At 58.0% G+C, this 25,356-nt stretch carries 23 protein-coding genes; 12 read left to right on the top strand and 11 right to left on the bottom strand.

The window, feature by feature from the left end; all coding sequences use genetic code 11:
* Positions 1 to 209: 209 nt before the first annotated feature.
* On the top strand, positions 210 to 338 hold the full coding sequence (locus tag LB547_RS32290) for a hypothetical protein (RefSeq protein ID WP_263483009.1): 129 nt from the start codon (positions 210 to 212) through the stop codon (positions 336 to 338).
* Between the two features lie 2 nt (positions 339 to 340).
* Here the strand turns inward: LB547_RS32290 and LB547_RS04510 are convergent, their stop codons facing one another.
* A complete protein-coding gene (locus tag LB547_RS04510; RefSeq protein ID WP_140762254.1) occupies positions 341 to 529 on the bottom strand; it encodes a DUF3606 domain-containing protein in 189 nt (62 codons plus the stop codon).
* Positions 530 to 725: 196 nt separating this feature from the next.
* Between LB547_RS04510 and LB547_RS32615 the strand changes: the two genes are divergently transcribed.
* Positions 726 to 980: a hypothetical protein gene (locus LB547_RS32615; protein WP_347439603.1), complete on the top strand. Its 255-nt coding sequence runs from the start codon at positions 726 to 728 to the stop codon at positions 978 to 980.
* Positions 977 to 1,288: a hypothetical protein gene (locus LB547_RS04500; RefSeq protein ID WP_347439602.1), complete on the top strand. Its 312-nt coding sequence runs from the start codon at positions 977 to 979 to the stop codon at positions 1,286 to 1,288. The genes LB547_RS32615 and LB547_RS04500 overlap by 4 nt, the downstream gene beginning before the upstream one ends.
* A gap of 734 nt (positions 1,289 to 2,022) precedes the next feature.
* Here the strand turns inward: LB547_RS04500 and LB547_RS04495 are convergent.
* The 3 genes from LB547_RS04495 to LB547_RS04485 all read right to left on the bottom strand — a co-directional run bounded on the left by LB547_RS04495 (position 2,023) and on the right by LB547_RS04485 (position 4,176).
* Positions 2,023 to 2,205: a hypothetical protein gene (locus LB547_RS04495; protein WP_181178007.1), complete on the bottom strand. Its 183-nt coding sequence runs from the start codon at positions 2,203 to 2,205 to the stop codon at positions 2,023 to 2,025.
* 991 nt (positions 2,206 to 3,196) lie between these two features.
* Entirely contained in the window at positions 3,197 to 3,472 is a 276-nt protein-coding gene (locus LB547_RS04490) for a hypothetical protein (RefSeq protein WP_140762246.1), read from the bottom strand.
* Between the two features lie 104 nt (positions 3,473 to 3,576).
* Positions 3,577 to 4,176, bottom strand: a complete 600-nt coding sequence (locus tag LB547_RS04485; RefSeq protein WP_140762243.1) for a hypothetical protein — start codon at positions 4,174 to 4,176, stop codon at positions 3,577 to 3,579.
* A gap of 8 nt (positions 4,177 to 4,184) precedes the next feature.
* Here LB547_RS04485 and LB547_RS04480 point away from each other — a divergent pair, with 8 nt between their 5' ends.
* The 3 genes from LB547_RS04480 (at position 4,185) to LB547_RS04470 (ending at position 5,619) form a co-directional block, all read left to right on the top strand.
* Positions 4,185 to 4,478, top strand: a complete 294-nt coding sequence (locus tag LB547_RS04480; RefSeq protein WP_140762239.1) for a hypothetical protein — start codon at positions 4,185 to 4,187, stop codon at positions 4,476 to 4,478.
* Positions 4,479 to 4,756: 278 nt separating this feature from the next.
* A complete protein-coding gene (locus LB547_RS32610; RefSeq protein ID WP_181178006.1) occupies positions 4,757 to 5,248 on the top strand; it encodes a GFA family protein in 492 nt (163 codons plus the stop codon).
* Between the two features lie 2 nt (positions 5,249 to 5,250).
* Entirely contained in the window at positions 5,251 to 5,619 is a 369-nt protein-coding gene (locus LB547_RS04470) for a YybH family protein (RefSeq protein WP_140762236.1), read from the top strand.
* Positions 5,620 to 5,688: 69 nt separating this feature from the next.
* Here LB547_RS04470 and LB547_RS04465 read toward each other — a convergent pair whose 3' ends face one another.
* The 3 genes from LB547_RS04465 to LB547_RS04455 form a co-directional block, all read right to left on the bottom strand.
* A complete protein-coding gene (locus tag LB547_RS04465; protein WP_140762233.1) occupies positions 5,689 to 6,135 on the bottom strand; it encodes a MucR family transcriptional regulator in 447 nt (148 codons plus the stop codon).
* An 832-nt stretch (positions 6,136 to 6,967) separates the two neighbouring features.
* Positions 6,968 to 7,450 carry a hypothetical protein gene (locus LB547_RS04460; RefSeq protein WP_140762230.1) on the bottom strand — a complete coding sequence of 161 codons (483 nt, stop codon included), beginning with the start codon at positions 7,448 to 7,450 and terminating at the stop codon, positions 6,968 to 6,970.
* Positions 7,451 to 8,526: 1,076 nt separating this feature from the next.
* Positions 8,527 to 9,747 carry a phospholipase D family protein gene (locus LB547_RS04455; protein WP_140762226.1) on the bottom strand — a complete coding sequence of 407 codons (1,221 nt, stop codon included), beginning with the start codon at positions 9,745 to 9,747 and terminating at the stop codon, positions 8,527 to 8,529.
* 521 nt (positions 9,748 to 10,268) lie between these two features.
* Between LB547_RS04455 and LB547_RS04450 the strand changes: the two genes are divergently transcribed.
* The 6 genes from LB547_RS04450 (at position 10,269) to LB547_RS04425 (ending at position 19,965) form a co-directional block, all read left to right on the top strand.
* On the top strand, positions 10,269 to 12,056 hold the full coding sequence (locus tag LB547_RS04450) for a DUF262 domain-containing protein (protein ID WP_140762222.1): 1,788 nt from the start codon (positions 10,269 to 10,271) through the stop codon (positions 12,054 to 12,056).
* On the top strand, positions 12,053 to 14,323 hold the full coding sequence (locus LB547_RS04445) for a DUF262 domain-containing protein (protein ID WP_140762218.1): 2,271 nt from the start codon (positions 12,053 to 12,055) through the stop codon (positions 14,321 to 14,323). Before LB547_RS04450 ends, LB547_RS04445 begins: the two co-directional genes overlap by 4 nt.
* Positions 14,324 to 14,521: 198 nt before the next feature.
* Positions 14,522 to 14,968, top strand: a complete 447-nt coding sequence (gene tnpA / locus LB547_RS04440) for an IS66-like element accessory protein TnpA (protein WP_140762215.1) — start codon at positions 14,522 to 14,524, stop codon at positions 14,966 to 14,968.
* Positions 14,969 to 14,994: 26 nt separating this feature from the next.
* Positions 14,995 to 15,321 carry an IS66 family insertion sequence element accessory protein TnpB gene (gene tnpB, locus LB547_RS04435; RefSeq protein WP_263483015.1) on the top strand — a complete coding sequence of 109 codons (327 nt, stop codon included), beginning with the start codon at positions 14,995 to 14,997 and terminating at the stop codon, positions 15,319 to 15,321.
* A 109-nt stretch (positions 15,322 to 15,430) separates the two neighbouring features.
* Complete coding sequence (tnpC, locus tag LB547_RS04430) at positions 15,431 to 16,909, top strand: IS66 family transposase (RefSeq protein WP_140762402.1); 1,479 nt, start codon at positions 15,431 to 15,433, stop codon at positions 16,907 to 16,909.
* A gap of 437 nt (positions 16,910 to 17,346) precedes the next feature.
* The gene (locus LB547_RS04425) at positions 17,347 to 19,965 is read left to right on the top strand and encodes an AAA family ATPase (protein ID WP_140762208.1); all 2,619 of its coding nucleotides are present in this window, start codon (positions 17,347 to 17,349) and stop codon (positions 19,963 to 19,965) included.
* Between the two features lie 78 nt (positions 19,966 to 20,043).
* On the opposite strand, the gene LB547_RS04420 is transcribed toward LB547_RS04425, so the two are convergent.
* Genes LB547_RS04420 through LB547_RS04405 form a run of 4 tightly spaced genes read right to left on the bottom strand, consistent with a single transcriptional unit; the run spans position 20,044 to position 25,178 of the window.
* Positions 20,044 to 20,475 carry a very short patch repair endonuclease gene (locus tag LB547_RS04420; protein ID WP_140762205.1) on the bottom strand — a complete coding sequence of 144 codons (432 nt, stop codon included), beginning with the start codon at positions 20,473 to 20,475 and terminating at the stop codon, positions 20,044 to 20,046.
* Between the two features lie 3 nt (positions 20,476 to 20,478).
* Positions 20,479 to 21,801: an McrC family protein gene (locus LB547_RS04415; protein WP_140762201.1), complete on the bottom strand. Its 1,323-nt coding sequence runs from the start codon at positions 21,799 to 21,801 to the stop codon at positions 20,479 to 20,481.
* Positions 21,801 to 23,792, bottom strand: coding sequence for an McrB family protein (locus LB547_RS04410; protein ID WP_140762198.1), 1,992 nt, complete (start codon positions 23,790 to 23,792; stop codon positions 21,801 to 21,803). The genes LB547_RS04415 and LB547_RS04410 overlap by 1 nt, the downstream gene beginning before the upstream one ends.
* A gap of 48 nt (positions 23,793 to 23,840) precedes the next feature.
* The gene (locus tag LB547_RS04405; RefSeq protein WP_140762193.1) at positions 23,841 to 25,178 is read right to left on the bottom strand and encodes a DNA cytosine methyltransferase; all 1,338 of its coding nucleotides are present in this window, start codon (positions 25,176 to 25,178) and stop codon (positions 23,841 to 23,843) included.
* Positions 25,179 to 25,356: the final 178 nt, after the last annotated feature.

Raw genomic sequence — 25,356 nt, 5'->3', positions numbered from 1 at the left:
GCTGAGCCAAGGTGGCCGGCGCTTTACTCTGGGGGCGGGTGGGGTAACCTGCCTTGGTGAGACGCCGGCCTGGCGGTTGGGGTCCGCCAACAAATAGAATATCATGAAATTGAGCTTCGATGTTCCGCGATAGCGGAACATCTGCGCGAGAGATGGTGGCCCTGATCTAGTCGATCTCTAGCGGCTCGTGGTCTGGCTGCTCGTGCCACATGACCTGGGCGCAGGTCGCGCATATCGACCTTCTGGCCGCAGATTTTGCAGGTGTAGAAGATGTCTTTTTCGCGGACCGGATCGCCACCGTGCAGGTGCCCGGGCTTGGGCGGGCCGAGGTCGGATAGTTTCATTGTCCGCGTAGCTTTTTCGCTTCGACTTCCAGCGTGGCGCGCTCGTTACCGTGACACCTGATCAATTCGCGCACCTGTTCGGCGCTGATGCCTGCCTGCTCGGCGAAGTACTGGACTTCATAGTTCTCATCGGCTGAAACGCGGTTTCGATCGCGGAAATCGCGTTTGCTTTTATCGTCTGCCATTGCGGTTCCTCCTGGCTCCTGCCGATGGGCAACGTGCTGCTGGCATCTTTGTTGCACCCCAGTGCCGGTTTCCAGGTTTGGAACGATTTTAGCTAAACTAATTGAATCGCGGCTTCGCGAGTCAGTTCATGCGTTTGAAGTTCATCCCGCCAATGAGCCGGAGCTTGTCGACACCCCACCCGAGGGTGACGGCTGGTTGCACGAGGTCAAATTCGACGGCTACCGCACACAGGTGATCAAGGACGCCGGCGGCATCCGCCTGCTCACCAAGAGAGGGCACGACTGGACGGCCCGATATTGCTACCTCGCCGAAGACGCAGCCGCGATCGAGGCCGAGACCTTTATCCTCAATGGCGAGACCATCATCATCAACGAGGCCGGCCTGTCCGACTTCCATGCCTTGCAAGCGGCCGTAGCAAGCGCACGCCGTCACGCGACCTCTATCTCGTGACCTTCGATCTGCTCCATCTCGACGGCCACGACCTGCGCGACATGCCGGTGGAGGATCGCCGCGAGATTCTGCATGCGATGATCCCGACCGGCGGCCGCATCCAGTTCAGCGAGGCGCCGCCAGGGGCCGGCGATGCCGTTTACCACCTTGCCTGCGAGATGAACCTTGAGGGAGTCGTCTCGAAGCGCAAGACCAGCGTCTACCGCAGCGGCCCGACGATGAACTGTCGTAAGATCAAATGCTTCGACGAAAAGGAGATGGACATCATCCGCGTGCGCGTGAAGCCGGCAAGCCGGCTATGGTGCTGATGGCCGACAAGGGCCAGTACAGACCGACAAGCGCCAGCGCCTGCGGGATCGCGTCCAGGGCAAGGTCGGCGGGCCGGTGCCGAAGGGCCTGAAAAGGAAAAGCCCGAATGGCTGAAGCCTGGTCTTGTCGGCCGGGTCAAATTCCTCAACGGTGAGGAAAAGCTGCGGCATGCGAAGCTGCTCTATTACCGGGGAGGATGATTGGGTATGGGCGCGCGCCGTTGTTTCGGATCCACTTCACAGATAGCATTGAGCACTCCAGGGTAGGGAGCGAAAACATGGCTTGCACAACGAAGGCGACATTCGGTATCTCGCTTTTGAGCCTGTATCTGGCGGGTTGCCTAACAGCTTCAGCAGGCGGAAACGATGGCTGGCTCAATGAGCGTGCTGTAACCGCCCAAACCAGTGAAATGGCGCGGAAAGGTATGATGCCGGCAACCATTGACTGCCAGTATAGCAGCAACGGTCCGGTGAACTTGTCGAAATTTACATGCAGGCGAGCACCGGTGAACACTACCTGGAGATGGTATGTTGGAGCTCCCGACTATGTAGCATCAAGCGAAGTTGCGGCGCGTGGAATGGGCCTTCATCGCGTGTTCTCCAAAAAGACCCGCGACAGAGCTACAGGCCGAACAGCTCAATGTTCGATTTGGAGGAATTGATCGCTTGGCCGTAGCCAAAAAGGACAAGAAGCGCGTCACCTACGGCCCGTGCGACTGATCATCTAGAACAGTTTACGGAGCGAAGTTGCCGGTCATGACTGAGAGAAAGAAAACAGCAGATCCGAACAATTGCCACGCCACAATCAAGCCCAGGCAGAACACCACAGCCCACGCGATCAGATTCCCCTGATTCTTTCCGACATTTTCGCTAGGAGTTGGCTTTTGTCCCTCTTCGGTCATGATCTCGCTCTTCATTAATTGGCCAACCGTTGCTTGGCTGACTGATTGCGGCCGTTATCCAATCATAGATGGGAACCCCCGATAAGGGCAGACCTCCTGGCAATCGATCGATCTGTCTGGGTATTCGTCCTGACGCTTAGGCGGGTTGATCATCTTCACTCCATGTCAGGCACTTCGCCGCTGGAGAAAAGCACATTCGGCGGGCGGTAGTGTAAGTGTCCGGCCTAACGCGTTTCGGCCGGGAGCGCGGCGGCAGTGGCCATGACCTCACGGCAGATTCCGACCCGGAGCGGACTCAACTGCCTAGTTTAAGAGCCTTAACGCCCGCGTAATAGGCAAGCCGCTATAACCAGCGAATGGATTGGTGGATTGGACTCTGCGGCATTACCGGAATCGTCTTGGCGTTGGCGCTCGAGTATCGCGGGCTGAAATGTAGCGGCAGACAATGGCTGGCGGAAAGGTGGCCGGAAAGGTTTGTCCTCGTCATAGCCGCTGGAGCGTTTGTTGGACTTGGATTTGGCATCTTGCCAATCCAACTTTACCGTGTCGGCAAAGCGTTCATCGGGCTTTACCACAATCCGCCAACGCCGCTCATCGTACTGGCTCTACTGCCTTTCTTGGTAGGAGGGGCGGTCGGCATTTGGATTATGGGGGCTGCACACCGGGCACGGCTTAAAAGGCGTGACCAGCGCCAGAGCGGAATGGCCGTCTACGCAGGTTGGTCTCTCGTGTTGGCTTCTTGTTCCTGGCTTCTTGCAACATTTAGCATCGGGGGAGGCTTTGTCGCTTCTTTCCTGCTGATGCGTGGCCTGTGACTGCTTTTCCATCCAGCTGCGGCCTTCCTGGCGGCCCATTTTGGATGCGCTGCCCCATCCATTAATCGAGATGCTGAATAAATACGCGTCTTGAGTGGACGGTGCCTGGATCTATGCCCGAAGGGCCATGCGTCCACTGGCGTATGGCCTCTTGGATGGTGGTGGGATTTAGAGGTTGCACATGTCTTGCCCTAGTTGCGCAGGATCTCGGGAACGCTCAGCGGCCCAAGATCGAGGATGCGCTTGTATTCGCCAGTGCGGCGCCAAACACCCCGGATCTTCTTACCCTCTCGATCGCTTTTCGGATCGAACACGCCGCCGCCAAAATGGTCAAGGAACGCCTTCGCCGCGGCGGCATTGGCGAAGCAGTGGATGCGATAGTCTTCATATTTGCCGCTCGGCCATATCGCTTGCACATGCCTTATCTGTGGCTTGACGCCGATGTCCTGGCAGAACTTCGTGATCATGGTCAGGTTCCGGTCAGTGCAGATGTCATCCGGTAAGGCAACCTGGTGCGGCCAATCCCGGTCGATAACCGATGGCGCCGGCGTGACGCGATTGCGTTTCGGCATCAGTGTAAGGACGGCTTGTCGGTAGCTGCCTCTAGCGCATTGATGGCGTCGCGCACAGCTCGGCGCTTCGGTTCGATCGGTTCATCCGGGCGACGATGCGCAAGGGCTAGGACGGTAAAAGCCACTGACAGGTCACAAATCAGCTCGCGCATCGAAAGCTGGTCGACGACCTCGGCGGCAACCCGCCAAGCCAAAATTGCGTCATCCCCGTTTAACGTATCCTTGCCATCTTGCTCGAGATGTTCGCGAAGCATTGCCAGCGCTGTCGAACGATCGGCGAGTTGCGTTTCGGGGTCGGTCAGCAACTCCAGCCCTACCGATGTGGGCATGCGGCTCTCCGGCCAGCCCTCACAACAGGCCTCCAATGCTGCCGCATGGGCTTGCCCCCAGGCACTTGCGGCGCGTGACGCCGAATGGTCAGAACCATCTTCGGGCGGACCGTTGATGTCCCGACCTTCAACAATGAAGGCACCGTAAGCTGCTTCCTCAGCAGTGAAGCCAGCGCGCGCGAGTGCTTTTGTGGCTATCCTGCCGATAGTGAACGAAAAGAGAACATCGGAGTCAAGAGGCTCTTGACGAGTGAGGAATATGTTCCTCATTTGTCAGCATGGCGCACGATCCGATCGACACGCTGGGCAAGGCGACCCGGCACAATATGCTCATCAAGGCAGAATGCAGTTGCGGCAATGTCCGCTACTGCCGCTCAGCCGACTTGATGATGGTCTATGGCGGCGGCGTCGACCCGCTGTCGCTGAAGTTCGATTGCAGCCGCTGCAACCCGCAGGTGACGATCACCCTGCTTGAAGTGCATCCCGAGCACCTGCCGAAGCGGCTGATGATCCATAAGCCGATGAAGGTCGATGGCAAGATCACCTGGCACACCGAGCGGTTCCGGGGATGACAAAGACCAGCCCTGATCCAGCCCGGACGGAACATTAGCTATTGCTAATAGTTGATGTGGGCGGCAGGTGGTGCCCCCCATCGCCTGCCGAAGATCGGCCCCCCGATCGGGCCCGTGTCCTCCGCCGAGGCGCGGGCTTTCGGCGACCGCCGATCCTGCCACATCCAAGGTTTCTGAGGTGGGTGCCCGCTCATCAAGAAGTGCTAATGTTCTAAGAACGCGACCGCCACTCTGACTTTTGCGGCCAAACACAGGGACCCATTCACAGGAGGCAACAGGTGAGGCACGAATCAACGAAAGTCACTGGAGGATGCCTTTGTGGCAGCGTTCGATATGAGGCAGAGGTCTATCTTCACAACGGTTATATCTGCCACTGCACCATTTGCCAGCGCAGCACAGGCCAACCGGCCGAGATTACGGTCTTAGTTAAGGCCGGCACTCTCAGATATTTGAAGGACGAACCGAAATACTATGCTTCGTCAGATGACGGGAAACGTGGGTTTTGTGGGCATTGCGGGTCTCGGATCGTATGGCAGGCATCCAGGTGGAAGGATGACTGGTTGACGAATATCACGGTGGGGACCTTGGACAGGCCGGACGAGGCCAGGGTCACCAGGCATATCTACACGGACACTCAGTTGTCTTGGTATCGTGTGTGTGAGGAGTTGCCGAAGCTAACTGAGAGTGATGCTGGAAGGCTAATCGAACTTCTCAGAGATGAGTTACGGCCGGAACTGCCGCGTAGGCTTGGCAACGAAGGAGAACTCTAGAGATGTCGATCCGCGATGAATTGCAGGAATTTTTGGACATCTATGTCGCTGCATACCGATCGAAGGACGCCGCCGGTTGCGCAGCCATATTCGCACCTGACGGGGAAGTCCATTCGCCTTATGCGCCCCGGGCTCGCGGCCGCGCGGCGATAGAGTCGCTGCACGCCGTATGGACACAAGCCGCAGGCACCAACAAGACGCTTGCCGTAACGGAGGCGGGGAGCTCTGGCGACCTCGCCTGGTGTCTTGCGGCCTACTCAGAAGGTGAAGCGATGGGAAACGGAACATCACTCAGCGTCTTTGAGCGTCAGGCTGATGGAGGCTGGTTGGTCCGTATGTGCAGCCTCAATAGCAGCGCTGTTGGCGAGTGAGCGACAAACCGGTGACCACCTACATCGTGACGCCGGCTGTACCCTTCCGGTAATAGTATTTAGTTCGCGTCAGGCCGCTTTGGCCTTCCGTTTCGCAGGAGCCTTCTTCTGAGGTGCCGGCTTTCGCCCAAGACCAGAGGCCTTCGCCAAAGCGGACCGCTGCTCCGCATAGTTCGGAGCCACCATCGGATAGTCGGCCGGTAGCTTCCACTTGGCGCGATATTCATCGGCCGTCATGCCAAGCACGGCGAGATGGCGTTTCAGTGACTTGAATTTCTTGCCGTCGTCAAGGCAGATGATGAAGTCCCGGCTGATGGACTTCTTTGGATTGACGGCGGGCACGATCTCTTCGGTAGCGGTAGTCGCAGGCACGCCGAGGTTAGACAGTGATCTGTGAACCGACACGATGAGGCTTGGTAATTCGCCGACTGGCACCGGGTTGTTGCTGACATATGCGGCAACAACATCAGCTGCCAATTCGACAATCTCGGTGGCGCCATTGATCTGCTCTGGCAAGGTTTGGAACTCCTATTGCTTTTCGGTATATCTACTTTGGATCTTTCCTCTTCGCAATTCGTGCAAGGGCAAAAACATTCTGCGGCTTCTAGATTGGTCCGACCGTATACGGCCGCTGCGGCCCGTCCCTCTATGCTCGGCGACCCTGGTAGCGTCGTCAATCGATGCCGCAGACGCGCCAAGTCCCGACTGACATTGGAAAACCCTGGATGTGTGCAAGTAATTCTGCTGATGAACACTCTTTCGGGAAAGCTAGCCCTTCCGACGTTCAACGCTTCTGTCGCCGATAGTATGAGAAGAGAAGCTTTGACACCCTAGAGTTGGGACGGACGATAAGGCCGACAAGCCCGGCCTTTGTATTGCGCCGGTATTTTGCTTCCAGCGTGCGCCGTCAATCCGAGGATCGAGGAAGCCGCAATCACGAGAACGTCTCAGTGTGAAAGACTAATTTCACACTAAGAGACCGTTGTTGGGAACGCACGGAGTCTACGTGGAGCGGTTGGTGCAGATTATCCCTACGCCGGAACGGTAGGTGTGATTGCGCGGTCATACGGCCAGCGAGATTAAGAACATCTGGAAGATCGACTACTACGATCTCATCGGTCGTTACCGTTGGACCGAAATGTAACGTAGCGGGTTGTGACGAGTGTAGGGGACGAGTGCTGTCCTCATTTGAGCGAGGCAACAATGCGGAGACGATCAATCTCTGGCGATTACAACGCGATTTGGCGCGTCAGCCAGGTATTTTCGAATCCTCAGGAATGCCGCCAAGTGATTCCGCTACTGGTTTGCCTATTTCCCGCGGAAGCTTAGATGTTTGTGCACGAACCTGCTAGGGTCGATGTCGGTTGAATGTGTCCCCAAGATCTATGAAGGTTGTATCAACCTCTCGGCGGTTGCGCGCTAGATCGTAAAGAAAGCGAACGCGATCATCATCGTCCGCTTGCACGGGTGGGCAGCTTGGCCCGCGCACTCCGTTAGTGAGCACCCGGTTTAAATTTCGACGCCTACAGATCCGGTAGACTTCATCGAAGGAGGCAGCGACATCTTCGTCACTAAGCCCGAACTCCCCCTCGGTAGCGTCGCGGAAAGCGATGAACCACTTTCCATCATTGAGCGGCTGAAGTGTTCCGTGCCAAGAATCGTGAGCGCCAAGTGATGGTAGCTGCGGATCGCTTGGCGCGAACGGGTGATCGATCCGAAGGCGCCCATTCAGACCAGTGAAGCCGTTGTGCGAGAACAGGACGAGGAGGTCGTAGCCATTGCGCCATTCGTCGAAAATGTCGCCCTTTACACCTTTGACGATGCCAACCATCTTTCTTCTCCCACACATGGCGTTGCGCCAAATCATCGACACGATCGCAGTCTGTTTTGATCAGCAATGATCTCGCAGATGAACCATATCCGAGTCCTGTGTGGCAGGTAATGCTGTTGTGGATCGGGAAAACTCTAGGATCCGGCCGCATTTCGAAGCTTACCTCTAGATCGACGTACATCATTTCTCCAGCGGGTGGGTGGTCGACTTCATTCTTCGGCTTCGAAGATGTGGAGATGTCCGGCTGGAACAGTGACATCTCCTTCTGGGCTGTGCAGCGTACGCCAACGTCTCGTCATGCACTGGGTTGAGTTCGCAATCGATTCCAAGGATCCGATAAATCATTGTTGGTGGCTAGCACGGCGCCAGGCGCCCCCGCGCTCTATTCTCCTAAAGACCCAATGCGAGGTCGCCGGACGAACTTAGGAAAGCCGAGGCTACGAGTTTTCCTGGCTTTCCCGCGGATTCCTTGACACCGTATAAGGTGCGTAGCACATTTCGAACGTTAGTTTGGAGGACCAGTCTGTGCCCCTGGAACTGCATTTTGTCTGTCCGCACGGATTGAACCACCGACATTTAAAGGAAGAGACCAGGTACGAATCCGGAAATTGGGTCGTCAGCGACCAAGTCGCCAACGAAGCTGTTGGCGGCCGAATATTTTTGCACGAGACCCAAGCCGAGCGCGCCTGGCACGGAGGGAGGATCATTGCTTGGCGACCAGCACAGGATCAGTCTCGTAAGATATTTTCCTATGTCGTGGACGGGCCTTTCCGTGTTGTGTGCCGGGAGAACTGGGGACAAGAAAAGGCCGTGATTCGAACTCCCGCCGTGGACAGACGCAGTCACATGGCCTGGGGGCCAGGAGATATAGAGATCATTCCCGATCCCGGCGAGGGAACCTTAACTTAAACACCTGGCTCGTCGGGCTTGACGAATTCGGAACCCGGTGGTCGGTAAGACGGAACAGCGCTAGTTGATGAACGCTTTGCAAAGCCCCTTGGGCGACATGCGCTTAGTGAAATCCCGGTTTTCAAACTTCTCAAATCCCCAGCTGATCAGAGAATTCAGGACACTCCCTATGGAATCTTGGGTCGATAGAAGATGGCATCGAGCATTGCGGCGCGGCACTCCCAGAGTTGCCCCTCGTCGGTTTCCGGTTTGTCGGTGTTATACCAATCCGATGCCCGGATCACCTCCACAACACGGTCCCAGTAATTGTCCAGGGTCAGGGTCGATTTGGCGAAGCCCATTTCGGTGGCAGCGGCGTCGATGTTCGGGTTCGAGATGCACAGGAAGACATCAGGTCGTTTCATAGCCAACAGTCGCGTCGCCGTTGATACCCCTCCGACCCGATGCGAGTTGGCAAACGCCTTGATGAATAGACGCACAAAACGCTTGAATTGTTCTTTCGTGACATCTCCCTTTTGAGGGATGCTGTCGATTGCTCGAGCCAGAGATCGATCGTTTTCCGAGAGTCGATTCTTAAAATCTCCTGCACCACTCATCGAACCAAACCAGCCCCAGTCTCGATTGAGTTCGCTATCGCCGGCCTTCTCCCACTGCCCGATTACACCCCCTAACGCCTTTCGTTTTAAAAGACTTAGTTCGTGAAATGAGCGGGCAGCCGATAGCCAGGTCTGCGCAATCCGAAGCAGCTCCAGGCTCCCGTCCATGTCATGGTAACTGGAACGCCTCACGGCACTGACGTAACCCGCCCAGTCCAACTCGACCAAGGGCGATGTAAGGCCCTTGAGGTTTGGAAGAGATACCTCGTTGATGGGGTTGCGGGGGAGGCGAGGTTTTCGTGCTGTGAGCTTCCAACCGGCGCGATACCGCAGCGCAAGTTCTCTCGTAACGCTTTTTCCGAGTTTAGCGCTACGCTCCGTGAACGAGAAAACGTCAGCAAGAACCTTGTCGTCAACCGAACCGGTGATCAACACTGACGCCTCATGGTTCTGGCCGAGCCCGCCGCGGGTAAAGTTCGCGCTGCCGACGATTGCTGCCGCCTGCCTTCGAGAGCGGAAGCCATAGACTTTCGGGTGGTAGGTCCCTCCCGGAAATTCTGTGACGACGTAGCATCCGTCGAGCCCGACGAGAGAATCGACGAGGTCGGGATCAGTTTGAGCGAACGCAAGGCCGAAGGTCACGGCACTGATTTTGGATGAATGAGACAGAAGTTTCTTGGTCAGCGAAGTGGAGGTGCCCCAGGCGATTGCCCAATGAAACTCGTTGTGCTCTGTGATGAGCCGCCCGATAGCTCGTTCGATGGCATTTCCGGTCAGAAACTCGACTTTCACCGACGCGCCCTCCTAGGCTTTTGACAAGCGCCTGCTCTTGCTTAGAGGTCATGAACCGGGGCCGTTTCCGACATGCTCATAGGGAGAGATCTACTGGCTCGACAGGCGGAAGGGGTCGGTTCCTGTGGGTTGCAGCATCGTCACCATCCTTGCGAACGTCGCTTCCTTTAAGGTCACACGGATAGCCGACGGATGTGGTCGGGTCCGCAACGAGTACGCAGCCGCGCAGATTGCAAATCCTTCCACTCGAAATAAAAGGACTGGACTGACAAGCACGCACGACCTACCAATGAGTGGGCGGCAATCAACTCTCTTGATCTTATCGGCAGACAGCGACTGCATCGACGCGGTAGAGGCGCTTGCGCTCGGAATAGGTGGCATTTGCCGAGCGCCGTTCGCGTCACGGTGGATCGTGATTTTCAAGATATGCAACGGGGAATTGTGGACGCCCAGGAGTCCGACTTTCCCGACCTTGAGATTTGCTATCGCTAGATTTTTGTCGAGGGCGGAGAGGGGACTGAATGGCCGTACTTGAAACGAAGCAAACATCGCGAACAGCTTTCGAGGAAAGCGGAACCCACTCCAAAAATGGAGCTATTCTCGAACTGAAGCTGGTCGGCGATATCTGCGGGCGGTTTCTTGTTGCCAAGTACCAGCGTGGCTACCGCTGGGGGAAACAGGAAGTTGGGCGGCTCCTCAACGATATCTGGGAAAGCAATGGCGTTGCGTACAACCTGCAGCCCATTGTGGTGAAGCGAATCGGCAATGAGGAATGGGAACTTGTCGACGGTCAACAGCGACTTACGACGCTCTATCTGATCTTCCATTTTATGCAGCGCGAGGGCTTGCAGAATGCCGGACCAGCGTACTCCATTGCATATGAAACGCGCCCTGGTAGCCAAACCTACTTGCAGGAGTTGGATCAGGCTCGCAGCGAAAGCAATATCGATTTCTTCCACCTTCATGCGGCATTCCAGTGCATTCGAGAATGGTTCGATGCACACGGCGCGCGTCGCCAGCACGTTGCAAACAAGTTCTACGGGTATCTGTTCGATAGCGTTCGCGTAATCTGGTATGATGCGCCATTCGATCTGGACTCACCGAGTCTGTTTACACGTCTGAACGTCGGTCGCATCCCGCTCACTGACGCTGAACTGGTCAAAGCCCTGTTGCTCTCACGCAGCCGCGGTGGGCCAGGACATGCAGATCGCACCCGTGAATTAGCGGCGCAATGGGACGGCATAGAGCGCGATTTGCGCCAACCAGATGTGTGGGCATTCATCACCGACGCCGATGAAGACGAATACCCAACACGTATCAGCCTTCTACTCGATACACTTGCTGGTGGCGCTCTTGGACCGAAGCGGCCGCGCTTTTACACGTTCGACAACCTTCGGGAGAAAATCGAAGCGACCTCGCCCCAGGCGGTATGGAATCAGGTAGTTGACCTGCATGCGACGATTCTCGGATGGTTTGAAGACCGCAATTATTACCACAAAATTGGTTTCCTGGTTGCTGTTGGGCAATCTTTCGGAGAGCTTGTAACGCTTGCGGCCAACCAAAGTAAGGGCAACTTTGTTGCGATCCTCGACAGCCGTATTTGCGATACACTGGACCTCAGCCCATCAGACGTGACGGCCCTGAGCTACGAAACGGACACACACAAGGAAAAATGCGCACGCCTCCTGCTTTTGATGAACGTTGAAACTGTACGCCGCTTAAAGCATTCGACTGAACGCTATTCATTCCGAGAGCATCGGGATTCGGCTTGGTCACTGGAGCATATCCACGCTCAGAATGCCGAGAGCCTTACCAAGGCAGAGCAGTGGAAGGAATGGCTGCGATTGCACCGCGACGCACTCACTGATCTACCATCAGTCGATCCGGAACGACGCAGAGTAATTATTGGCAGGATTGACGCCGCCGGCGACCAGCTCGACCGCAACAGCTTTCAAGAACTGGTTCGAGACGTAACGGCAATTTTTTCGCCCTCTGATACCAACGCTCAACCGTCGGTTCACTCGGTTCATTCGGTGACCAATCTTGCACTACTGTCAGGCGGCGACAACAGCGCTATTGGCAATTCCGTGTTCGAGGTGAAACGGCGGCAAATCCTGGACCTCGACAGAAATGGCGCATACATTCCGCTCTGCACCCGACAGGTATTCCTAAAATACTATACGGATGCTGATGCTCAACAGATTCATTTTTGGAGTGTCCAAGATCGCGAGAGCTATCTCCGGGCAATGATTTCTCCCGAACAGGGGATTCTTTTCCCCTATTTGAAATTGGAGGATCGGCAATCATGAGAAGTTATCTAACTTCCTACAATTCGCTGTTTACCCACAGCGTGCCCGATTCACCCGCCGTCAAGTCTATCGAAATTCCGCTCATCCAACGCGACTATGCGCAGGGGCGCGAAGGAACTGCGGTCGAGCGAATACGCACGAGCTTTCTTGATGTTTTGTATCGTGCTGTCAAATGTGGCGAGAGCGTATGCCTCGATTTCGTGTACGGCGATGTGGAGAATGGGACGCTTCGACCGCTTGATGGGCAGCAACGGCTCACAACATTATTTCTTCTGCACTGGTATCTCGCGTTTCGCGCGGAACGCCTGAACCAGGAGCAGGGTTGGAAGAACTTTTCATATGTCACACGAGCCAGCGCACGCCTGTTCTGTGAGCGGCTTGTCGAGAGCGAGCCTCCAGCAACAGTAGAGGTTTTGTCCGCGTGGATCGCCGATCAGTTCTGGTACCTGCATACTTGGCGTCACGACCCGACCATCCAGTCGATGCTGGTGATGCTGGATGCGATGCATGAGCGATTTCGAGATGAAGATTGCTTGGCGGCATGGGAGAGCCTCATCGATGGTGAGGCACCTGCAATCTCCTTTCACTTGCTGCCGATCGAGCAGGTAGGCTTGAGCGACGATCTGTACATTAAGATGAATTCTCGCGGGAAGCCGCTGACGCCCTTCGAAAATTTCAAAGCGTTGTTCGAGAAGATACTGGAAACATCGTGCCCTGATCGGGTCCATGAATTCGCGTCCAAGATCGACGGCGTTTGGTCCGATCTACTGTGGCGATACCGGAGCCGCGACTTTTCGATTGACGATGGTTTTTTGCGGTATTTTCACTTCATAGCGGAAGTATCCGAGTGGCGAGAGGGGCGCTTCGCAAAGGGCGACAGCGCATCACTCGCCGAAGATGTCTATGGAAGGCGCAACTCGAAGGCCGCAGCCAATCTCGAGTTTTTGTTCCAAGCCCTCGACACTTGGGTGGGCGTGGAAATCCAGTCGATTTTTGCTGGCCTTTTCTCGACTACTCCGGCGACACTTGACTCAGGCACCCCGAGCAAAGTCGTGTTATACGGTCCACAGGGCGGTACTGACGTTGACCTCTTTTCAGCGTGTTGCCAAACTTATGGGCAGGCGCGCGGTCGCAATCGCGTGTTCGGCTGGCCGCAGACCATTTTACTTTACGCCGTACTTCTCCACCGGATTCACAGGACGGCTGATTTCACTCGTCGCCTGCGGGTCCTTAGAAATTTGATCGAGGCTTCGAGCAACGAGCTTCGATTGGAGAAAATGCCCGAGCTTCTGGCCGATGTTCATTCCATTGTGATTGACGGTGCCCTGGAAGGCGTCTCTGGTTTCAACCAGGCGCAAGTCGCGGACGAGAAGCTAAAACACGAACTGCTGTCAAAAAATCCAAGTCTCGAACTAAACTTATTCCATCTTGAGGACCATCAGCTGCTTCGCGGATGTGTTGCTGCTTTCGAGCTCGACGAGGCGGTCTTTGACAAACGTGCCGGCGCGTTCCACAAGCTGTTTGCCGCAACTGAATGTCTGCCTTCCCTCACAGGCGCGCTGCTCGCGATTGGCGATTACTCGCGACAGATAAATACCCGCCTGTTTCAATTCGGTTCGAGCTCAAATCTCGCTCCGTGGCGTGAATTGTTGACTGCGGCAAACAGACCGAACCTCTCCGCTCCGCGGGTCGTTCTAGGGCACCTGCTTGACGTGGTCGCCAGCACCGAAGTTGATGTGGGAAGCATCCTAGGCAAGATTCAGCAGGACTGGCTCGATGCTGCGGCCGGCGCGCCTGGTTTGGGGTGGCGGTGGTACTTCGTGAAGTATCCAGCTATGCGCGAAAGTCGCTCGGGAATCTACGTCGGCTCGAACGGTCTTCTTGGTTACAGCGTCTGTATGCTGAACAAGAGCCAACTGAACAGTTGGTACCGTGACCCATATCTCTATGCAATTTATCGCGAGAGTGGAGTAGAAAATAGCATCGAAGATCCTTGGTTCACCGGCCATGAAACGGAGTCACGGTGGATGCGTCTGACTAAGAGTGGTACCGAACTTAGATGCGTCGCCGAAGGTTTGGTTCTTCGTCCTCCACCCTTAACGTCACACGTCGAGGCATTTTCCCGGATTTGCGCTCAGCATGGAGTCGGCGCCGACGGTGTGTTGCAGGTGCCTCAAATAGAAAGCGAAGGGGTCAACCTCGATGCTTGTGATCGAGTTGAGCTCGGCGCGGCACTGCTACGCGGTCTTGTTGAGGCTGGTTTCTAGACGGCGCCTGCCACTTGCTTCCTTTTCACTCGTTGCCGCCAAGAGAAGGCGGTGGCGATACGGTTTCATCACGTGGGGCGCGTGATCGAGATGATTCTTCCGACGTAAGGGACCACAGGTGCGTGAGCGCTGTTCCGGCACCACCTTTCGCGCGTGGTCGTGAGCAGCGATGTTCGGAGCCTTTGAGGGCTTCGACACATGACGATTTCAGAGCTTACGCTTAAGTCCAAGGATTCTGAGCCGGCGCGACGTTTCGAGGTGTTCACGGGTGCCGGCCGACGGCGCGAATGGTTGCCGGAGGAGAAGGCGCGGATCGTGGCGGAAAGCTACGATGCCGGCGAGACCGTGAGCGCAGTGGCCCGGCGATATGCATTGTCCCCGCAGCAGTTGTTCGCCTGGCGCCGGTCCGCGCGGGTGCCGTTGGCGAATGCGCCGGGACCTGAGCCGTTGTTTGTTCCAGCAGTGGTCGCGGCACCGGAGCCCGAACCGGCGGGGAAGCGTGCGAGATCGACGCGGAAGCGGAAGGCCGCGCGAGAAGCCGGCGTGATCGAACTGGAGATTGACGGTGTCGCCATGCGGGTCGGTCGTGGCGCCGACACCAGGACGGTGGCGGCGGTGATCCGTGCGCTGAAGGCGCCGTCGTGATCGGGCCGACGGGTGCGGTCAAGGTGATGGTCGCGACGAAGCCGGTAGACTTCCGCAAGGGGGCCGAGGGCCTGGCGGCGCTGGTGCGCGAGACGATGGGCGCCGATCCGTTCTCTGGCGCGGTCTACGTCTTCAGGGCCAAGCGCGCCGACCGGGTCAAGCTGGTGTACTTCGACGGCACCGGCGTTTGCCTGCTGGCGAAGCGTCTGGAGGACGGGAAGTTCTGCTGGCCTGCCATCACCGATGGCGTGGTGAGGTTATCGGAGGCGCAATTGCAGGCGCTCCTGGAAGGGTTGGATTGGCGGCGCGTGCATGACGCCCGCGAGACGCGCGCGCCGGTCGCGGCAAGTTGATTCCATGGGCGGCTAGAGGCGCTGGCAAAGCATTGGAATACATGATTGAATCGGCTTTGTGAGCAACCCGGCCGAGCCTCAGACCAACGATCCGATCGCGCTTCAGGCGATGCTCGCGGTGGAGCGCGCCGAGAACGAGCGGCTGCGTCAGATCATCAAGGAGCTGCAACGTCACCGCTTCGGCCGCAGGGCAGAGAGCCTGCCCGTTGACCAGCTGCTGCTGGGTCTTGAAGAGGCCGAGCAGGTCGAGGCCGAGGGCTTCGCGGCGCAGGACGCCGCCGATCCTGCCAAGCGCGAGGCTCACGCCAGGAAGCGCCGCGCCAACCGCGGTTCACTGCCCGCGCACCTGCCGCGTATCGAGCAGGTCATCGACATCCCCGACAATATCTGCCCGTGCTGCAAGGGGATGCTGCACGTCATGGGCGAGGATCGTTCCGAGCGCCTCGACATCGTGCCGGCGCAGTTCCGCGTGATCGTCACGCGCCGGCCGAAGTATGCCTGTCGGAGCTGCGAGGAGATTGTAGTGCAGGCGCCGGCTCCGTCGCGGCTCGTCGAGGGCGGCATCCCAACCGAAGCGACTGTCGCTCATGTGCTGGTGGCCAAGTACGCCGACCATCTTCCCCTGTATCGCCAGTCCCAGATCTACGCGCGCCAGGGCATCAATCTGGATCGGTCCACGCTCGCCGACTGGGTTGGCAAGGCGGCCTTCCTGCTCCGGCCGATCCACGAGCGGCTGTTTGAGCGGCTGAAGGCGTCCGGCAAGCTCTTCGCCGACGAGACCACGGCGCCGGTGCTCGATCCCGGGCGCGGCCGCACCAAGACGGGCCAACTGTTCGCCTATGCACGCGACGATCGCCCCTGGGGCGGGATCGATCCGCCCGGCGTCGCCTATCTCTATGCGCCCGACCGAAAGGCCGAGCAGCCACTGCGGCATCTGCGCGACTTCGTCGGAATCCTCCAAGTCGACGGCTACGCCGGATACCGGGCGCTGGCCGAGCGTAATGCCGTCAGTCTGGCCTTCTGCTGGGCCCATGTCCGTCGCCGCTTCTACGAACTGGCCCAGTCCGGACCCGCGCCGATCGCGACAGAGGCGCTCCAGCGCATCGGCGAGCTCTACAAGATCGAGAGCGAGATCCGAGGCCGCCCGGCGGAGGAGCGCTGCGCTGCTCGCCAGCAGAGAAGCCGACCCATCATCGACGCCCTCGAGCCGTGGCTGCGCGGGAAACTCGCGCTGGTCAGCCAGAAGAGCAAGCTCGCCGAAGCAATCCGCTACCCGCTGTCGCGCTGGGCTGGGCTTGGTCGCTTCCTCGACGACGGCCGCGTCGAGATCGACTCCAACGTCGTCGAACGCTCGATCAGGCCAATCGCCCTCAATCGGAAGAATGCGCTCTTCGCCGGTTCCGACGGCGGTGGAGAGCACTGGGCGACGATCGCCTCGCTCGTAGAAACTGCGAAACTCAACGGCCTCGACCCGTACGCCTACCTCACCGACCTCATCACCCGCATCGTCGCCGGCCATCCGCAAAGCCAGATCGACGACCTGCTGCCCTGGGCCTACACCCCCGCACCACTCAAGGCCGTGGCCTGAGAACAGCGGTTACACAGGTGCTGCGGGGGGACGTTCAGTGTGCAAACCCAACTTTACACTAAGACCGCTGTCGGGAACGCACGCAGTTTCCGTGGAACGACCGGACAGCGGCCAGCATATCGGCGCACACGGAGGCAGCAGGCGACGGATGCGACGTGGACAAGGATCCTCGGCGTGAAGCCTACCTGGCTAATAGGGTGTTACCTCAAGGCCTAGGCCGGAGGCTACACTGTCACAAATAGCCGCCGTCAACTGCCCGATCAAAGAAGGCGTGCCCCAGAGAGGGAGGGCAGCGCCCGCCCTGGCCCCTGTCCGGGCATTGCCGCAGGTTACATGCTATCCTGCGGAGGCGTGGATTCGGCCTGTTACTGAACAATATTGGCGGGCTTTCGGCGCTATCAACTACACGAGGAAAGAGTCGCGCCGGGGGCAACGGAATGAATAAGAAAGCAAACAAGACAGTACTCCAAGCCATACTGGACTGGTCGGCGGACCGTCCCCTCTGGCAAAGGGATGCGCTGCGCCGGATCGTGACCGGCGGGACACCCGATGAGGCGACTGTTACCGACATACTGGCGTTGTGCAAAAGGGAGCATGGGGCCGAAGGCGTTACGTTGGAAGCGGCGGTGCTCGAGGCGGCACATCTGCCGGCAACCCCGGTCGGCGGCGAATCCATAGCTCTGTCCAGCGTCGGCGACATTGCCGGTGTGAACCAGCTTGCACCGGGCCAGACCTTGCCGTTTGAGGCCACGGGACTGACGATCGTTTACGGGCCGAACGGGTCCGGCAAATCCGGCTACGGGCGTGTCCTCAAGCGGGCCTGCCGCGCCCGCAAGGCGGGCGAAATCATTCCCGACGCCTACAACCCGCCGCCGGCCGGCAAGGCAACAGGCACCTTCACGATCCTCAAGGACGGATCGGCCGAGCCGCCTGTCAGTTGGACGGATGACGGCAAGCCGGACGCGGTGCTGTCGGCAGTCAGCGTCTTTGACCGAGACTGCGGATCAGTCCATGTGCAAGAAAAGAATGAAGTGGCTTTCAGGCCCTTCGGGCTGGACATTCCCGACGACCTTGCGGGTGTTTGCCAGGCACTCAAACAGAAATTGAGCGCTGAAGAAACGCAGCTCACCGCTGTGCGTGACCCGGTGTTTGATAAGCCGACATGGAATACCGCCACGCCGGTGGGGGCGATCATGTCGATCCTCAGCCATAACACCAACCTGGCGGCGTTCGAGAAGCTCGGCGAGATGAATGCCGACGAAAGCGCAAGGCTTGCGCGCCTCGATGAGGACCTTCTGAAGAACCCGGCGGACGCCGCCGCCGAACAGCGGCTCTTTGCCGGGAACGTGCGGCAACTAATAGCGACCCTCGACAGGATCGCCACCACCTATGATGACGAACCGCTGATCAGGCTGAAGGCACTGGCCGACGCGGCCAGAGCTAAGCGGGCAGCGGCCAGTCTCGCCGCGCGCGATGCCTTCGACGGCCTTGCCATTCCCGGCGTCGGCGCAGGAATGTGGCGCACCTTGTGGGAGGCGGCGCGCCGCTACTCTGAACAAACGGCATATCCCGGCTCGCCCTTCCCGCCAGTGGGCGACGAAGCCTGCGTCCTTTGCCATCAGGCACTCAGCGCCGAAGCCAAGAGTCGCATGGGAGGTTTCGAGGCATTCATCCAGGCTGATGCCGAGTCGCAGGCGGCAAGCGCCGAGCAGGAATTCTCCGATGCTCTTGCCGCGTTCAGGGCGCGCAAGCTGGATGTGCGCGTGATGGCGCAGGCACGGCAGCGCATAGCGATTCAACATGCGAGCCTCGCCCGCAGCGTCCTGCGCTTCGTCGCCAGTGCGGATTTGCGTCGCCTTAAATGCCTCCGCGCGCTTTCCTCTCCTGATGCGCTTGTGCTGCCGGCGCTCGCGCCTTCGCCAAAAGCCGAACTGGAGACGCTGGCGGGCACGCTTGAAGCCTATACCGTGGAGCTTGACGAAGCTGCCGACATGGAAGGCCGCAACAAACTGATCTTGGAACGCGACGCCCTGAAGGACCGGGCGGCAGTTCCTGACCTGCTTGAAACCGCCAAGAAAGAAATTAAGCGCCTGGACGATCTGCGGATACTGCGCGCCTGCATCGCGGACACGGCGACCAACGCCATCACCAAGCTCGGGAATGACATCGCCGATAACGTCATCACCCCGAAGATGCGCGACCAGTTTCAGTCGGAAATCGTCCGTCTCGCTGCGGAAAAAGTACGCGTGGAAATTGTGCGGTCAGGCGGACAGTATGGCTCCCCTAACTATCAGGTGCGCCTTTTTGCCAACCCGAAAGCCAAGGTCCACATGGTCCTTAGTGAGGGTGAGCAAACATGCGTGGCCTTGGCTGCCTTCCTCACCGAGCTGGCAACGGCGTCGCATAAATCCGCGCTCGTATTTGATGACCCCGTGACATCGCTCGATCATCGCTGGCGCGAGAAAGTGGCGGAACGGCTGGTCGAGGAATCCAAGGCGCGCCAGATCGTCGTCTTCACTCACGACATGGTGTTTGTGAACGACCTGCACGACAAGGGCGCCCGCGAGCACCTTCCCATGAAGCTTGTCAGCCTGTCGCGCGGGCCTGCGGGCACAGGCATGGTCAACGAAGGGTTGCCTTGGCAGCATGCCAGAATCGGCGACCGGGTCGACAAGCTGGAAAAAGCGGCAAGGGAAGCGCGCAAGCTCTATGACGCGAACGATGAAGAAGGATATCGAGACGCCGCAGTGAAGATTTACGACCGGCTCCGGGCAACGTGGGAACGGGGGCTGGAAGATGTAGCATTTGCCGGGGTCATCCACCGGCACAGGGACTATATCGACACCAAGAATCTGAAGAAGGTGACGATCGTTGAAGGCGCAGATGTCGAAACTTTCCGCAAGAACTTCAAGAAATGCAGCGACCTGGTGGAGGCCCATGACCCGTCGCGCGCGCGAGACGGTGCCGTTCCTCCACCGGACGATATCCTTGCCGACATCAAAATCCTCGCCGACTGGGCGGACTCAATCAGGGCAAGGCAGAATGCCGTGACCTGACCCGCCCGAAAAAATAGACGTTCGCTTTGATGCTGGGCCAGGGATCGTGACCCGGTTGCGCCGCATTCTTACTGATGCTCACGCAGGCCAGCGCAGGGGGCCAAGGAACTGTAAAAGCCGTTTCTCAAGAGTCTCGCCCTCGTGCAATTCGCATTCCCAAAGGATCAGCAGGTCCCACCCCTCCTGCCGAAGCGCGTGTTCATTCTCAGCGTCTCGCTCTTTGGTGCGCGAAAGTTTCGGGACCCAATAGCCCGTGTTCGACGATGGCACCTGGGCGTCTCTGCATGCCGGGTCGGGATGCTGGTGCCAGAAGCAACCGTGAATGAAAATGGCCTTCTTGCGCTTGGTGAAGGCGATATCGGGTTTTCCCGGAAGATGGCGGGGATGAATGCGAAACCTGTATCCGAGCGCATTCAAGAGCTTTCTCACCGCGCGCTCCGGCTTGGTGTTCTTCGCGCGTATTGCGCGCATGATCTTGCTTCGCTTTTCGGGAGCAAGCGGGTCTGGCATAGCTTACGCTGCCTCAAAGCCATCCAGCAGCGAACCGATCCGGCTTTGCCAAGTAGCAAAGCGATCCTCCAGCATCGGTACAAAGATAATCATTACCTGCACCTGACCTGAAGAAGCCGTCATGGGAAGGGAAATGTAGTGGGCGCTGCCCCCTAAGGGGTTGCCAGTGCCTATCCAGGGATACGCCAATATCGCGTGAGTATGGCCGAAGCGGGCAGCGTATGTGACAACCTGGTAAATATCATCAAGGCTAATGCCATACTGGGCCGAAGTCGGGACAAGGCGTTTCCACTTTGTGTCGATGACAACCGAAACCGGGTTCGCCCCGTCGCGGCAAAGCTGGATATCCGGTATCAGTTCAAAAGCCCGGCGCCCGGAATGCGCACCGTCGCTCCACTTGCCAAAATACTGCCCCCTGGGCTGGCGTTGGGCGCGGTACCCGTGTGACTCGGCGACGCGGGTGATTACTGAGGCAAGGAAAGCTTCATAGACCCGTGCTGTAAACACAATCTCGGTGGCAGCATTCGCCAGCCCGGAAAAAAGTCCGGGTGCTTCACCGTCAAGAAGAGCCTTGCCCAGTTTCAGCAGCACTACATATTCGCGCGGAAGCCGGTCAGCTCGAATGCGGCGCCATTCACTCTCCGGTGACGACACGAGTGAGACATTGTCAAAGTCGCATAGCAGTTCATCGAGCTTATAGCGAACCGATCCTGAGACACGCGGGCGGAATTTAGCAAGCACAGCCTTGATGAACCGGTTTTCCGGTGTGTCTTCGTCAAGGGCTACCCACTCGGAAACGAAATGGCCCGGGCGTCGTATGGACTCGAATGCCTGGGCTGGAAAGACTGTCCTGCCACGGAGGCACCGGGTTGTCATTCGGGTGGGGGCGTATTTGCGGATAACCTGCCGGCGGCGGGCTTTGGCAAGAAGGCGGCAAAAGGCCAGCAGAAGCGCATGCAGGCGCTCACCTGCCTGTGTTACGTCGCCTTCGGCGAGTTCCATGGAACCCCCGGTGAGATTCGCCTGAAGCATCAATGAGATGTTGCGGTCCAGGGCGACTCGCTCTTCCGAGCCAAGGCTGGAAGACCCGATAGGCGCGACCTCAAGCTGGACATCATCACCGGGCGCTACCCCGGACCAGTTCTTCGGAACAAGGGTGTTGCCACGCAGGTCAAAATAACTGGCGGGGTCGGTGCCGGTGCGAGCTTTCCAGTTCTTGAATATCTGTTCCAGCTCGACAAAGGACAGTGGAGCGCCAGGAACACCTATGCGCACGGGTTCCCATTCTTCACATTTGATGGTGCGCCGGCTTTTCCCGTCCGACATTATCCATTTTCCGCAAGCGGAGCCGCCGCAGCAACTTCGTAAATCTTTGTGATGGCTCTTGCGGCGTAGGCCTCATCCTGCGGGCCGGATATCGCGCGGCCCGGGTCCCAAAAGCGGGGATCCAGCCGGAAACCAATCGCAACTTCATGTGCGCGATAGCCCAGTTTTGACGCGACATCACGGTCGATATTGAAGACCTTATCGAATGAAGTTTCGGGCTCTATCACCTGCAAAATGTTGTACGGCTCGCCGGGGGCATCACCCAATACCAGCAGCATGAGGCCGGCACTGCCGTAGAAATATTCGGTCAGCAGCGGGATAATCTTTCTCGCAAAGACCTCGATAAGGTCGGCAGTGCTTTTACAGCCCATGAAATAGCCGTGGCCAATGCAGTGATCGGCATCAAGCAAGTGCTCGATGCGCGCGTTGAGCGTGGTCAGCAGGCGTGACATATCGATAGGCTCAGAACCTGTCGTGCTGCCAAGCAGCGCGGGCTCAGGCGGGCATGCGATGAAGTCAAACCTGCGCCTCAGGGCGTGATCAACCAGCGCGATATTGCGGTCGGCAGAATTCATTGTCCCCAGGAAGTGTATGTTTGGCGGGAGATACAGGCGGCTCTCCAGCTGCTCAGCCCTCGGGTATTGCAACTCAACGCCGATCGGGAATTCAGCGCCGACACGCTTATCGGCTTCAAGCGCGGAAAGCAGCGGCCCCAAAATGCGGCTCACGTCGCCCCGGTTGATTTCATCTATGACGATGACGAATTCCTTGCCCGGGTCCTGGGCTGCCTTTCGGATCATGCGCAGGAACAGGCCCTCATGAATCCGGTAGGCGAGATCACCTTCATCCGGCTCTTTCTCCGGTCCGGCCTCATCGCCGGTGGAGTCTTCCTCGTCAGCGGCATCGCTGTCGCCAGCAGCCGCGGCGCCGCCCACTACCGGGCGTATTGACTCGATCACGTCCTCGTATTGAAGCGCGGGATGGAAGGTGATGAAGGCGACTTGCCCTCCCAATTCGTTGAACCGCGCGAACGCTGCCTCGGGCCCGTCCTTTTCGTTGAATGCAGCGTCTGCAAGTTTGACGGCCTCCTGGACAGCAGCCAAGGTTTTTCCAGTGCCGGGCGGGCCATGATAGATGCGAACGACAGACCGCGTTGACGATTTCCGGCGCAGTTGGAGGCGCAGGCTGGCGGCGGCAAGGTCCTGGAGCGCTAGTGAGCGGACCGGCTCGAATTCGTCGGTAGAGCGGAAGGGGTAAACACCTGTTGCCAGGGCGGAAGCGGACTTTTCGAGTGCCCGCAAATTATCAAGCAAAGCTTGTTCCGTAACACCGGCAGCATGAGGCTCGATGTCAATATACGATGCGATGATCTTCTTGGCCGTCGTCGTCCGCACGTCTTTCAGGATCAGGTTGTCCACACCTTGAATCGTGGCGAGGTCAATGCCGGCGACCTTCAGGACGGGGTCTTCAATCAAGCCGTCACGGTCCCAATCGTCCGGCTTAACCTTCCTGCCAGGCAATGATACGCCCGTCTCGCTCGCCGCCAGCCCCTCGCGGGCGGCATCGAACAGCAGGTTCGAGGCCAGCCCCAGCTGGCCATGTTTCTGGCCACCCTGGTAATGAGAGGCAATACCCGTCGCAACAACCTGCGCAGCAGGCATGGCGAGAATGGCGACGCGCCACCCGATATTGCTTTTGTGCGCAGGAAATACACTCTTCCTATAAATTCCGATGTTGATGAAATGGATGTCGCCAAGCCAGCTTGCGTAATCCGCCATGCCGAGGCCGCTGCTCTCGAGCCGGTGTCGAATCGGCTTGCGCAGCTCGTTGTTCCAAAGGTTGTTCTTGTTGTCAGCGGTGTACTCGCTGCACTCCAGGTCTATGCCCCACAACGCTTCCGAGAAAATGTCTTGCAGCAGCGCCTGGGCAGCGGCTTTCCTGCTTTCAAAGTCGGCAAGAGTCTTCGACCGTAGTAAATTCAAAAGTCCCATATTTCCCCCAAAGCCGGCAAACGCAGTGCCCCTCCGACTGTAGCCAAGCTATGCTGCACTCAGTTCGCGGCGCGTTTCGCGCCTTGCCGGAACAGGCGCGCTGAAGCGCAGGATGCTCAAGATGCTTTTCAGGGCCAAGCCAACGCCTTCGGCCATCAGCGGGGGAACTGCGTTGCCTACCTGTGAGCAACGCGCAACGTCGAAACGGCGGCGTGGCCCATTGATAGTGTAGCGGCCATAAAATTTGAAATCGTCAGGGAACGATTGCAGGCGCGCCATCTCGCGCACCGTTATGTTACGCGCTTCCAGGTAGTGAATATATTCATCAGGATGAGTTGTAATGGTCGAGACCGGCGCATCGGGATCAAGCAACACCTTTTTGTCTTTCTTCGTGCCATTGTCGAGCAGGAATTGCTTTGAAAGCCTGCCGGGGGGCTGGGTTTTATGCGCGAGCTTGTACAAGCGCTGAATACCTAGGCCGTGCTTGGAAAAGCGATGTGAATCGGGAACCGTCCCGCTGCGTGCGCCCTTTCGCATCAGCTTCGCATATTGGGATTTGGCGGGAACATACGGGGCCGCCTCGAACTTGAGCGAATCAGGGCACTCTACCCTATCGTCACCAGAAAGGTCGTGGATGGCCTCCGCAACGGTCACGGGGCGATTCAAGGGCAGCCCGTATTTGGATTTGATAGCAGCCGCAGCCGTTCTCAGCTCGGCTGTCATCAATTCTCCCAAGCTCGCTGCCGTAATACTGGAGCTTTCTTGGCGGAAGCCGAAAATCACAATTCGCTTGCGCGTTTGCGGCACCCCGAAAGCGGTTGCGTCCAAAACACGGAATGCCGCCACATAGCCCATTTTCTCCAGGCGCGCGATAGCGTCGTCGGCTACGGAAGCCTTGGCTTGACCCGGCTTGGAAACAAACCTGCGCCCCATGCCTTCCACATTTTCGATCAATACGGCGTCGGGCTGAACGATCTCGATAAAATCCAGCATGCGGTAAACCAGGTAATTTCGTTCGTCCTGCCCGTCACGGCGCCCGCCCACTGAGAACCCCTGGCAAGGCGGCCCGCCTGCCACGAGATTTACGCTTCCTCTCAAAGAGGCTAACCGCTTGCGCATCGCTTTGTCATCGAGCAATGTGACAAGGTCAAGGTGCTGAGTTGGCAGCCATTCCGGCCAGTCTGCAAATGCCGGGTACAGAGCGTCAGGGCCGAGGGTATTTTTAAAGAGCGTTTCAGCCGCCATCGGGTCCCGTTCGACCGCGAACAACCCTTTCCACCCGGCGTTGTGCAGGCCAAGAGTCAAGCCACCGCACCCCGCGAACAATTCGATCGAAATAGGTGCTGTAACTGCCGGCTTCCTATGATTATTATTTTTTGCCGGCATGGTCGCGCTCCCCGTTCTTCAAAAAGTCCATTTGCAAATGGAAAGCGTGCTTATCCAGATGCTCCCTTATCAACCGGGCTACGAGCGTACTTTTCTTGTACCCTTCCTGCCGGCAGTACTCGTCAAACCTCTCCGACTCATCCTTTGGAAGGAGGACGGAAATCTTCACAGTTGTCAT

Origin of the sequence: Mesorhizobium sp. B264B1B, from assembly GCF_020165765.1 — a bacterium.
Classification (GTDB): domain Bacteria; phylum Pseudomonadota; class Alphaproteobacteria; order Rhizobiales; family Rhizobiaceae; genus Mesorhizobium.
This window is presented reverse-complemented; position numbering and strand designations above follow the sequence as displayed.